A 12,541-nucleotide genomic window follows, 5' to 3' on the forward strand; every position below is an offset into this window, starting at 1 on the left:
CGTGAAATAAGAATAAAGAAAATGAGAAATTAAAAATGAGAATATTCATCTTTATAATAAGTAAAAAATGATTTATATCAAATGAAGAGCTTCATCTATTCTTATATTGCTATTATTAATAAAAAACAATCATAATAGTTATTAATAATAGCGATTATGAAAGTAATAAATACAAGTGCTTTAAATTGAAATTAAACGAACACTAATGAAAGGGTGGCATCAAAATAAGTTGCCGCCCTTTCTATCGTAGAATGGTGTTTAACGTATTAATTGTTCCCATATTAGGTGTAATTCATCCAAAATAGAATATTTTTAGAAGTACAGCTTTCTCTCATTAATAAAATATAATGAAAATTAAACAGGTCATATCGTTATATTGCTAGATAATACAACCCATTGATAAATAGAAATCACATTGTAAATTAGTTTGCTCTTAAGTCATATTTCTTAAAGAAATCATACTCTTGAACTAACTGTGGTAGTGATCTTATTTTCAATTTCGTATACATATTTGAGCGATGTACTTCAACAGTACGAGGTGATAGCGAAAGTTTTTCTGCCGCTTCTTTGCTCGTATTTCCTTCGAGGATCATCTCCATAACCTCTTTTTCTCTATTAGATAACTTACCAAATTTATCTTTTAGAGATATATATGTTCGGAATTGCTCAACTTCACTTTCATAATGTAGGAAAGATTCAGAGACAATATTAAGAAGTTCATTCACATTTAGAGGGCGGGTTAAATATTCAAAAGCCCCTGATTTAAATGCGTTACGACAACTCTCAATGGAACTATCCCCAGAAATAATAATAACAGGGATGATGTTTCTCAATTTGTTGAGTTCTTTAATCAGTGCAATTGATGGTGCTGCACTGCTTTTTGTATTAATTATGATGCACTCTTTATGAGCTCCCTTTGTCGACGAAAAATAGTATTTTAAGAAAGCCTGTTCATTTGAATAGGTTTTCACATTAGCCGCTAAAGAAGAAAGAACGGCTTTAAGTTGAACTTTTGTACTGTCATCTTCAAAAGTGATTAAGTGGATTATTGATTCCATATGTTGCTCCTGGTTTTACTCAGCTCATTCACAAAAGTGAATGAGTAACGAAATTTGACTAATTTATAAATTTTTTTGTGTAGGGTAACATTCACGCAACGGAGCTATATTCAGAATATATCAAATTAAAAATGATTAATACTTCTGTATTATATTATAGATAAAATATCAGAACTTTGTTTTGTTTCAATATTTGTATTTTATAGATAAGAATAATTTATTTCTATAATGAAGGAAGGAGATAACAATTATTAATTGTAACTAAGTTTTTTCTCGTAAGTGATTTTAACTATATTAAACTCACTTAATAAGTAAAAAAATAATATATTTAGGTGTCTTTTTATGAGGTAATTAATAGTCGCATTTAGTTACAATACAATTCCCTTTGTGGCTTTTTGACTTTACTTCTTGTAAAATAGCACTTTATTTCTATTGATCCTTTTTAATAAACCAATCGAGCCAATGCTATGGCGTCACTGAAAGATGTAGCTCGACTTGCATCCGTTTCTTTGATGACAGTCTCAAGAGCGATTAATAACCCTGAGTTATTAAAACCAGAAACACTGAAACAAGTCCAAAATGCGATTGATCAACTAAACTATGTTCCAGATTATTCTGCACGAAAAATTCGTGGTCAAGGAACAAAAGTATCATCAATTGGTGTTTTGGCAATTGATACCGCAACGACACCATTTTCTGTGGAAATGATTTTATCGATAGAACAAACTGCAAGAGAATTTGGCTGGAGTTCATTTGTTGTCAATTTGACTGCACAAGATTGTTATGAAAATGCCATTTGGCAACTTTTGGCTCAACGTCCAGATGGTATTATTTATACCACTATGGGATTGCGTGAAATCACTGTGCATGAAAAGTTGCTTGATAAGAATTTAGTGTTAGCAAACTGCTTAGATAAAACGCACACGTTTCCAACTTATATTCCCGATGATTATCATGGGCAATATTTTGCGATGAAAAAAGTCATCGAAAAGGGGTATCGCCGCCCTTTGTGCTTCTATATACCTGAAGAGTCTGTTGCAGGCCCTATTCGTCGTAAAGCTGTTGAAGATGCTTGGCAAGAGGCTGGGCTATCATTGGCGGATCTACAACAATATACGATGATGTTTGGAGATGAACATTACCGTGATGTGATTGAAATATTGAAAAAGCATTGTGTTAAGCAAAAAGCAGATTTTGATATTCTCATTTGTGGTAATGACCGTATTGCATTTCTAGCGTATCAAGTTTTACTTTCTATGGGATTACGCATTCCAGAGCAAGTGGCTGTTTTGGGGTACGACAATATGATTGGTACAGGAGAGTTGTTTTACCCACCATTAACAACGGTACAATTGCCTCATTATGAATTAGGCAAAGAAGCGACGTTACATATCATTCAAGAACGGAACCATAGAGATACGGTACACGTACCTTGCCAATTAGTTGAACGTGAGTCTATTTAAAGACTCACGTCTTACTTATCCTATCAATATCAATAAATACTATTTAACTGCCAATATTCACCATTAATCAGTGTTGCATCACCGTTCATAGCAAAAAGACGTAATGCGCGTGCATCTTGTTGAGCATAATATCGACTGCTAAAGGTGAATTCGCCTTTATTTACAAAGATTTCAATTGATGAGCGATCAATGAAAATACGTAAATTCAATTCACAACCTTCAGGTAATGGAATACTTCTAGCTCCACTGATATTGTGCTGAGGATAATGACGATTAAGAACTAAACGATGTGATTGATTATCAACAAATAGCTCAAGCCCGTCACCTAGCCATAAGCCAAATTTTTCAGCGTGGCTGTCTAAAGATAATGTTAAGTCGAGTTCGATCGCTGGCGTGTTATTGAGTAGCTCTATGGATTGATTAGTGAGTGTTAATGGCTGGATAGTCTGCTTTTCTTGGCGCAATGATTCGACTTCTTTAACGGGAAGCATGCGTAAGCGATTTTTGGATTTATCGAAAGTGATTTCACGAGGGAGTGTAAAACAGCCAGACCAAAACTCAGATTTTGAAGGCATAGGCGAATTCCACATATCCATCCATCCCATAGAAACGCGACGACCATCAGGTGTCATAAATGATTGTGGCGCATAATAGTCATGGCCATTATCAAGTTCAATAAAATGCCCTTGTGGTTTAAAGGGTTGGTTTGGTGTCCATTGGCCAATTAGTGCACCTGATTGAAAGAGATTACGATATTGATAGCCTTCGGCCCGTTTTCCTTGTGGTGAGAAGACGATTGCAAATTCATTTTCTTGGCTAATAGGGAAGAAATCAGGGCACTCCCACATATAGACATTTTTATCATCCGTTTTTCCTAAAACAGTGTAATCATTGTTCCACTGCTGGCCTTCCTCAAATAAGGTATCGCTAGAGAAGAGCAGAACTTGTCCTTGATCTTTTTCATCACGAGCACCAACAACCATCCACCATTTGCCTTCTTGATACCAAACTTTAGGATCACGAAAATGCATATAACCTTTAGGGGGTTCTAAAACGATCCCTTTTTTCTCAAAATGAATACCATCTTCACTAATAGCAACACATTGCGCTTCATAGATTTGGCTATCATCGCCTTCGTCTGCTAACCAGTTATGTCCGGTATAGAAAAGATAGAGTTTGCCTTCATGGCTAATTGCTGATCCTGAGAAACAACCACTTTTGTCGTAGTCCCCCCCTGGTGCTAACGCAATAGGTTGGTGTTGCCAGTGGATCATATCAGTACTTGTGGCATGTCCCCAATGCATTGGCCCCCAATCTTGAGAATAAGGGTGGTGCTGATAAAAGGCATGATATAAACCATCGTGATAAATAAGACCATTAGGATCATTTAACCAGCCCGCAGGTGCGGCCAAATGAAACTGGGGATAAAATTTATTGCCTCGTTTTTCAATCAAGGTATTTAAGGCTTTTGTTGATTGTTCTAAGCGGTGTTTCATATCATTATCCTTATTATATGTCAGAGTTATTAGTGTGTTTTTAAGATCACTGAAAGGGTAAAGAACAGATGTAATCACACTATTACTCTTGTTGTTAACGATAACATTTAGAGTGAAAAAAATACGATATATGAGATTGACTTTATCATATTATCTTATTATGTTAACGTTATCAGTGTGGATTTACGAGCAATATCTTTATTTATTCGTTATGAATAGCCATAAAAACAGAATATAGTTAAGAAAAATAATTGCTTATCTTCTGGAGAGATTATGAAAGTCTGGTCTTTAGGTGATGCTGTTGTTGACTTGATCCCATTGCAAAACATGCAATATGAAGCATGTGCTGGTGGTGCGCCTGTCAATGTTGCTGCTGGTGTTGCCAAGCTCGGTCAACAAAGTGGTTTTATTGGACGTGTAGGTGAAGATGCGTTCGGCCATTTTATGCAAAAAACACTGTTTGATCTGGGTGTCGATACTCGTGCAATGGAATTTGATGAGTTTCACCGTACCAGTACCGTTCTTGTCTCTTTACAAGAAAATGGTGAGCGTGATTTTACTTTTTTAGTTGCTGAATCTGCTGATCAATTTTTAACAGAGAAATCTTTACCTGCATTCGAAAAAGATATTTTGCATTTTTGCTCTTTAGCATTAGTAAATCCTATTTGTCGTTCGACCTTAGATTGTGCAATCAAAAGCATTAAAGAAAGTGGTTCACTATTGAGTTTTGATATTAATTTGCGACCTCAAATGTGGCGTGATCATGAAGAAATGCGTGAAGTTATCGATAATTATGCGCATAAAGCAGACATATTAAAATTATCAGAAGATGAGCTCACGTGGATGACACAAGAAGTGACATTGAATAATGCACTTAAAAAATTAGAAAACTATCCTGCTCGTTTAAAAGTGATCACCCAAGGCTCTAAAGGTTGCTTAGTTTTAACGCCAAATACTCAAGTCGCATTTAGTGCCTTTACTGTTGAATGCATTGATACAACAGGTGCTGGTGATGCTTTTATGTCAGGTTTGTTAGCTGCACTTGCTGAATATGGTTTTGCTGAAGATGAACAATATCTATCAAAAATAGTGACGCAAGCGGCGGCTTGTGGTGCTTTAGCTACCACTCAAAAAGGGGCGATAGCAGCGGCTCCAAGTCGTAAAAAATTACATGATTTTGTTCAGCAACAACCACCTTTACATGTTAGGGAGATTTTCTAACAACTAACCCATTTTTTCTGGTTGTGGTTTTTACCACGGTTTTCCCTTAATGGTATTTTCCTATTCTCCATTTATAACTGCTTTTCTCGGAGTGGTTATTTATGGAGATTTTTTTATCTCATCGTTGTAGTTGTACTAATATTTGATCAATCAATCAGCGATGATGATCATATTGTTCTGTCTGTTTTAAGCGTATGATATTAAATCTTATTGACTTTTATTGATGGAACATTAAATGTGGGCTCAATCGGGCGCGGTATTAGCCATTTTTTCTTATATTCTTTGGGGAATAACCCCTCTGTTTTATCGGCTGTTACCCGGAGCACAACCGTTAGAGATGTTGGCTCAGCGTTTGATCTGGTCTATCCCTCTTTTATTACTCGTACGACTCTTTATTAAAAATAGAACACGATGGCGCGCGGTTTTACAAGATAAGCGCTCTGTTTTTATGTGCCTATTTAGCTCAATGGCTATGGCCGTTTCTTGGTGTACGTTTACTTATGCATTAACACATCAACAAGTATTAGAAGCGAGCTTGGGGTATTTTATTAACCCGCTTTTCTCGATTTTATTAGGTGTGATATTTCTTAAAGAAAAGCTTAATCCAGCAGAAAAATGGGCTGTTACCTTAATTTGTGCGGGTGTGGGCTATCAATTGTGGATGTACGGTGAGTTACCCGTATTAGCCATCATGATGGGGGGCGCATTTGCTGTATATGGCTTGATCCGTAAGTTTATTCGTTTTGATGTGATCACCTCTTTATTTATGGAAACGCTTTGGTTAATGCCATTAGCCATTGGTGCCACTATTTGGTTGTTTTTAACAGATAAAAGCGCACTACCTTCTGCGGATAACCTGACTCGTTTTTATTATATTCTCACTGCACCCGTCACTATACTGCCGTTGTTGTTTTTTACTGCAGCCGTCAAACGAACCACATTAACGGTAATTGGATTAGCACAATATATTGAGCCTACTATTCAATTTTTACTGGCTGTTTTCTTATTCCATGAAGCTTTTGATGAAGTAAAAGGTGTGAGTTTCTCTCTAATTTGGTTAGGGCTTTTATGCTGTATCTTAGCACTTATCCGAAAACGCCTGAATTATCTAAAAATTCAAAAAGGAAAACGTAGCCAAACGGTGTAATTGTTTTATTTCCCTGTTTGATTATTTTTTTGTCTGGCTATTTTTCTATCAAGCTAAATCCGCTATGCTATACAAAAGCAATCGTTTGCGTGATTGTGTTTTTTATTAATGGTGAGGATAAAAAATGACAGTGTTGGGTACGGCTCTTACAGCAAATGCAACAAAAGTGATGTTATTAGGTGCTGGCGAATTGGGCAAAGAAGTCGCGATAGAATGCCAACGCTTAGGTATTGAAGTGATTGCAGTTGATCGCTATCTAAATGCTCCTGCTATGCATGTTGCTCATCGCCATCATGTTGTAAATATGCTTGATAGTGATGCATTAAAGCAAGTTATTGAACAAGAGCGACCTGATTTTATCGTTCCAGAAATTGAAGCTATTGCAACAACGTTACTGGTTGAATTAGAGCAAGCGGGGCAAAAAGTTGTTCCTTGCGCCCGTGCGGTAAAGCTGACTATGGATAGAGAAGGGATCCGTCGATTAGCTTCAGAAACATTACATTTACCTACATCAAACTATCAATTTGTTGATGATGAAGTGAGTTTTAAAAAAGCCGCTTTAGAAATAGGCTTCCCTTGTATTGTAAAACCCGTCATGAGTTCATCCGGAAAAGGGCAAAGTGTTATTCGTAATGAAAACGATTTGGCTCAGGCTTGGACTTACTCGCAAGAGGGAGGAAGAGCAGGAAAAGGTCGCGTTATTGTTGAAAAAATGATCCCATTTGATTTTGAGATCACTTTACTGACTATTCATGCTGTTGATGGTATTCATTTTTGTGCTCCTATTGGTCATCGACAAGAAAAAGGGGATTACCGAAATTCGTGGCAGCCTCAGAAGATGAGTGATATCGCACTTGCTAAAGCAGAACATATTGCGAGTAAAGTGGTTGAGAACTTAGGAGGCTATGGCTTATTTGGTGTTGAGTTATTTGTTCAAGGTGATGAGGTATTCTTTAATGAAGTCTCTCCTCGCCCTCATGACACAGGGCTAGTAACATTAATTTCTCAAGACTTATCAGAGTTCGCGCTTCATGTCCGTGCTTTTTTAGGCTATCCCATTGGTGGTATTCGCCAATTAGGCCCTTGTGCATCAGCTGTTATTTTACCGGAGCTGTATAGTACAAATATCGTTTATTCAGGTATTGAAAAAGCGTTGAAGGCAGATCGCCAAATTCGTCTTTTTGCTAAACCTGAAATTGCAGGCTCTCGCCGTCTAGGTGTTGTGCTTGCTCATGCTGATACAATAAAACATGCATTGGATGAAGCCAACGCAGGTGCTAACGCTATCATTGTAAATGATGCCCAAAAATAGCGATGTAACATAAGGTTACTTACCGCTAAGAGGGGAACTTAACTTAGCGGTAAAAATCCAGCTTTTATAAAATACGCTTTCGTATAAGGGGATAATATCTCCTTATATAAACTATAAGCCTGAGAATGAATAAGTGTTGCACAATAGTGTGCGGTAATATTAAAAGGCTTTGGAATATCGAATATTTTTAATTCAGGGAATTGGCTTAATTGTATTTGGTAGTGCTGATAACCAATGAAAGCATCCGCTTGATGTGTGGTAATTAAATAGTGAGCAGCCATTCTACCTTGAGGAATGGTAAGTGAATGCTCACATCCAACCAAAGAAAGAGCTCGCATCTTTAATGTCTGACTTAACTTTGGGTCAATCTGCGCAATATTATCAAACAGTTGCCAACTGTAATCCCCTGATGGATCTGCTTTTGGTGTGGATATCCCTAATTTTAATGTGGTATTTGATAATACGCTAAGCCAGTTATCTTCTTCATTTACATCATTACGCCGAGCTGTAATACAAAGCTGATTGGCAATAAAAGGAGCATATTGTAGTGCAAGACCTTTATCGATTAATTGCTGTGCATTATTTTCGTCAGCAGAAAGAAACAAATGACAGTTTTCCCCTTGTTCAATGCGTTGGCGCAAAAGTCCGGCAGGTCCAAATGTAAGTGTCCACTTCTCGCCTGTTTTTTGCTGATGATGCTCAATAAAAGCAGGGAGTGTTGTTTTTAAGCTACCTGCTGCAAAAAGAGAAAATGTCATGATGCTATATCCTACTCTTTGCTTTGATATTGAATACGATAGAATTTTTGATACCAATCATTAGCTGCTTTTTGCATATCGATATCGCTAAATTCTTCAGGATATAGTTTTTTTGCCATCCACAATTCACCTATTGCCATCGCTTCAGGCATTGGGTATCCCCATGCTTTCGCATATTCAGGCATTAAGTAAATTCGGTTATTTTTAACAGCGCTAATGACTTGCCAACGTGCATCTTGTTTGATTTCATCGACAACTTGAGGGTATCTGTCTTGAATAAAAATAACTTCGGGATCCCATGCAATAACTTGCTCTAGCGAGACTTGCTTATAACCTTTAACGGTTGATGCGGCGACATTAAAGGCACCTGCATGTTCCATCATCAAACCTGTATATTTTCCTGAGCCATATGTTGTTAAGTCTGGATTAGCCATATAAGCTCGCACTCGTCGCTCTTTAGGAATGTTTTGTAAGCGCTGACTAACTTGTTCACGTTGTTTAAAGGTATCGTTAACTAATGTTTGTGCATTTTCTGATTTATTGACGATATCACCAATCAGTAAAATACCTTCTTTTAGCCCTTCGTTATAGGCTTGCTCTTCATTTTGTAATGTTGGATTCAGTGTTGATTTATCATCATTAACTTCTTTACGTAATGAAATCGCCACAACAGGAATACCAAGAGCAGAGATCTTATCAATCATCTCTTTAGGGGCGTAGTTAGTCACAAAGACAATTTGAGGTTGTAGTTTTACTAAGCTTTCAGCATCAAAACTGGTGAGATCGCCGACTTTAGGTGTTTTTTCTAGGGATGGCGCTAGTTGTGCATATCCATCACCAAGTTGTTGCTTCCAGTTGGACATCACACCAACAATTTTATCTGTGGCATCAAGTTCAACAAGTAAGTTTAGAGTTTGATGTTGTAAAACCACCGTTCTTTCTACTTTGTCTGGAATGGTAACAGTGCGACCAATTTGGTCTACGATTTGTCTATCTGCATAAGAGAAAGAAGAGAGGGAGAGTAAGCCAATACCTAGTAAACCGTGTTGTAATAAAACTTTCATAGTAATAAACCTAAGTTAATATCGCTGTATAATAAAATATACAACTAAAGATAGACAGCAAGTATTATTTTGGCTCAAACTTTAATCATATAAGGAGCTTAATCACTTTTATTCGCTTAATTTTTTACTCAACCCTTGAAACTTACTTAACTATCCCCACTTTTTACTCATATTGATTTTTTTCGCCAAATTAGGATTAATTGAGGTAAAAATGAGTATGAAAGGTCAGGAAACAAGAGGATTTCAGTCAGAAGTTAAACAACTTCTTCAATTAATGATCCATTCTCTTTACTCCAATAAAGAAATTTTCCTTCGCGAATTGATTTCGAACGCATCAGATGCGGCTGATAAATTGCGTTTCCGTGCATTATCAGATGCAGCGCTTTATGAAAATAATGGCGAGTTGCATGTGCGCATTTCCACTGATAAAGAAGCTCGTACTCTGACTATCAGTGATAATGGTATTGGTATGACTCGCGATGAAGTCATTGATAATCTCGGTACTATTGCAAAATCAGGTACAAAATCATTCTTAGAGTCTATCGGACAAGATCAAGCTAAAGATAGCCAATTAATTGGTCAGTTTGGTGTCGGATTCTATTCTGCGTTTATCGTTGCAGATAAAGTGATAGTACGCACTCGTGCAGCTGGCGAAAGTGCAGATAAAGGTGTTTTTTGGGAGTCTGAAGGCGAAGGTGATTACACCATTGCAGATATTGAAAAAGCAGATCGTGGTACTGAAATTACGCTTCATTTACGTGAAGGTGAAGATGAGTATTTAGACGACTGGCGTCTACGTAGCATTATTAGTAAATATTCCGACCATATTTCTCTGCCTGTTGAAATTGAAACAAAAAATGAAGAAGACGGCACAGTAACATGGGAAAAAATTAATAAAGCGCAAGCCCTTTGGACTCGTAATAAAGCTGAAGTGAGTGATGAAGAGTATAAAGAGTTTTATAAACATATCTCTCATGACTTCGCTGATCCATTAAGCTGGGTACATAACCGTGTAGAAGGTAAGCAAGAATATACAAGCTTATTATATGTGCCTTCAAAAGCACCTTGGGATTTATGGAATCGTGAACAACGTCATGGTTTAAAACTGTATGTTCAGCGCGTCTTTATTATGGATGAAGCTGAGCAGTTTATGCCTAATTACCTGCGTTTTATCCGTGGGTTAGTCGATTCTAATGATTTACCGCTAAACGTTTCTCGTGAAATTTTACAAGACAGCTCAGTTACACGTAACTTACGCAGTGCATTAACTAAACGTGCATTACAGATGTTACAAAAACTGGCAGAAAACAAGCCAGAAGAGTATCAAGCATTCTGGAAAGAGTTTGGTTTAGTTTTAAAAGAAGGCCCAGCAGAAGATTCATCTAACATTGAAACTATTGCTAAATTACTACGTTTTGCATCAACACATAATGATAGTGATGCTCAAACAGTTTCATTGGAAGATTATGTTGGCCGTATGGTTGAAGGTCAGGAAAAAATCTACTACATCACCGCAGATAGCTATGCCGCAGCGAAAAACAGCCCTCATTTAGAACTGTTCCGCAAAAAAGGTATCGAGGTACTGCTGTTATCTGAGCGTATAGATGAGTGGATGATGAATTACCTGACGGAGTTTGATGGCAAATCATTCCAGTCTGTCAGTAAAGCGGATGAATCTCTTGATAAGCTAGCTGATGAAGAGAAGCAAGCTGAGCAAGAAGAAACCGATAAGCAATTAGCACCGTTTGTTGAACGTATTAAAACCTTGCTAGGAGATAAAGTTAAAGATGTGAAATTAACGCATCGTTTAACTGATACTCCAGCAATCGTGACAACTAGTGCTGATGAAATGACAACACAAATGGCTAAATTGTTTGCAGCAGCAGGACAAGAAGTGCCAGAAGTGAAATACAACTTTGAGCTAAATCCAAATCACCCATTAGTGAAGCAAACAGCCGAGCTAACGGATGAAGCATTATTTGCGGATTGGGTAAATTTATTACTCGATCAGGCATTATTCGCTGAAAGAGGCTCTTTAGAGGATCCAAACCAGTTTATTCGCTTAGTGAATCAACTTTTAGTTCAAAAAGCGTAACTGTTTTCGTTTTCAAACATTTAAACCACGTTTATCTGAAAAGAGGGCGTGGTTTTTTCTTTTTCGATAAAAATAAAATGCAATCGCTACCGTGATTTCTTGAGCGATGACCTCACAAAATGGTATGGTAATGCGTTTTCGAGTTTAAATATAAAAAATTAAATGCAAGGGGATTTACGCGATGCGTATCATTCTGCTAGGCGCTCCAGGCGCTGGTAAAGGCACTCAGGCTCAATTCATTAAAGAAAACTATGGTATCCCACAGATTTCAACTGGTGATATGTTACGTGCAGCAGTAAGTGCAGGTACAGAACTAGGACTGAAAGCAAAAGCACTGATGGACAATGGTCAGTTAGTGACTGATGAATTAGTTATTGCGTTAGTTAAAGAGCGCATCAAACAAGACGATTGCCGTAATGGTTTCTTGTTGGATGGGTTCCCAAGAACAATTCCACAAGCTGATGCAATGAAAGAAGCGGGTATCAACGTGGATTTCGTACTGGAATTCGCTGTACCTGATGAAATTATTGTTGAGCGTATTATTGGTCGTCGTGTTCACGCACCATCAGGTCGTGTTTATCATGTGAAATTTAATCCACCTAAAGTGGAAAATCGTGATGATGTGACAGGTGAAGAGTTAACAACACGTAAAGATGACCAAGAAGAAACTGTTCGTAAACGTTTAGTTGAGTACCATACTCAAACTGCACCATTAGTTTCTTATTACCAAAACGAAGCTAAAGCAAGCAATGCGAAATACTTCAAAGTTGATGGTACACAAAAAGTAAGCGAAATTAACGCTGAACTGAAAAGTATCCTTGGCTAATTCGTCATTGTGATGATTAATCCCGGTTGAGCCGGGATTTTTTTTATCTAAATAAAATAGGGGAAAAGAACAATCCAATAAATTGACAAGCACAATCTATT

The 12,541-nt window shown here is 37.2% G+C and carries 10 protein-coding genes; 6 read left to right on the forward strand and 4 right to left on the reverse strand.

Annotated elements, in window-relative coordinates; all coding sequences use genetic code 11:
* Window positions 1-422: 422 nt before the first annotated feature.
* Window positions 423-1,058 carry a LuxR C-terminal-related transcriptional regulator gene (locus tag GTK47_RS06910; protein ID WP_165122545.1) on the reverse strand — a complete coding sequence of 212 codons (636 nt, stop codon included), beginning with the start codon at window positions 1,056-1,058 and terminating at the stop codon, window positions 423-425.
* A gap of 467 nt (window positions 1,059-1,525) precedes the next feature.
* On the opposite strand from GTK47_RS06910, the gene GTK47_RS06915 reads away from it, so the two are divergent.
* Complete coding sequence (locus GTK47_RS06915; RefSeq protein WP_165122546.1) at window positions 1,526-2,521, forward strand: LacI family DNA-binding transcriptional regulator; 996 nt, start codon at window positions 1,526-1,528, stop codon at window positions 2,519-2,521.
* A gap of 29 nt (window positions 2,522-2,550) precedes the next feature.
* On the opposite strand, the gene GTK47_RS06920 is transcribed toward GTK47_RS06915, so the two are convergent.
* Window positions 2,551-4,017: a glycoside hydrolase family 32 protein gene (locus tag GTK47_RS06920; RefSeq protein ID WP_165122547.1), complete on the reverse strand. Its 1,467-nt coding sequence runs from the start codon at window positions 4,015-4,017 to the stop codon at window positions 2,551-2,553.
* Between the two features lie 273 nt (window positions 4,018-4,290).
* Between GTK47_RS06920 and GTK47_RS06925 the strand changes: the two genes are divergently transcribed.
* From GTK47_RS06925 to purT, 3 genes are all read left to right on the forward strand, one after another.
* Window positions 4,291-5,238, forward strand: a complete 948-nt coding sequence (locus GTK47_RS06925; protein WP_165122548.1) for an aminoimidazole riboside kinase — start codon at window positions 4,291-4,293, stop codon at window positions 5,236-5,238.
* A gap of 235 nt (window positions 5,239-5,473) precedes the next feature.
* Entirely contained in the window at window positions 5,474-6,385 is a 912-nt protein-coding gene (rarD, locus tag GTK47_RS06930; RefSeq protein WP_165122549.1) for an EamA family transporter RarD, read from the forward strand.
* 124 nt (window positions 6,386-6,509) lie between these two features.
* Window positions 6,510-7,697, forward strand: a complete 1,188-nt coding sequence (gene purT / locus GTK47_RS06935) for a formate-dependent phosphoribosylglycinamide formyltransferase (protein ID WP_165122550.1) — start codon at window positions 6,510-6,512, stop codon at window positions 7,695-7,697.
* Between the two features lie 38 nt (window positions 7,698-7,735).
* On the opposite strand, the gene GTK47_RS06940 is transcribed toward purT, so the two are convergent.
* Entirely contained in the window at window positions 7,736-8,455 is a 720-nt protein-coding gene (locus GTK47_RS06940) for a substrate-binding domain-containing protein (RefSeq protein ID WP_165122551.1), read from the reverse strand.
* An 11-nt stretch (window positions 8,456-8,466) separates the two neighbouring features.
* Window positions 8,467-9,519: an ABC transporter substrate-binding protein gene (locus GTK47_RS06945; RefSeq protein WP_165122552.1), complete on the reverse strand. Its 1,053-nt coding sequence runs from the start codon at window positions 9,517-9,519 to the stop codon at window positions 8,467-8,469.
* 211 nt (window positions 9,520-9,730) lie between these two features.
* Here GTK47_RS06945 and htpG point away from each other — a divergent pair, with 211 nt between their 5' ends.
* Both htpG and adk read left to right on the forward strand, forming a co-directional pair.
* The gene (gene htpG / locus GTK47_RS06950; RefSeq protein WP_165122553.1) at window positions 9,731-11,614 is read left to right on the forward strand and encodes a molecular chaperone HtpG; all 1,884 of its coding nucleotides are present in this window, start codon (window positions 9,731-9,733) and stop codon (window positions 11,612-11,614) included.
* A 181-nt stretch (window positions 11,615-11,795) separates the two neighbouring features.
* Window positions 11,796-12,440: an adenylate kinase gene (adk, locus tag GTK47_RS06955; RefSeq protein WP_036934729.1), complete on the forward strand. Its 645-nt coding sequence runs from the start codon at window positions 11,796-11,798 to the stop codon at window positions 12,438-12,440.
* Window positions 12,441-12,541 lie beyond the last annotated feature (101 nt).

It is taken from the genome of Proteus sp. ZN5 (assembly GCF_011046025.1).
GTDB lineage: Bacteria > Pseudomonadota > Gammaproteobacteria > Enterobacterales > Enterobacteriaceae > Proteus.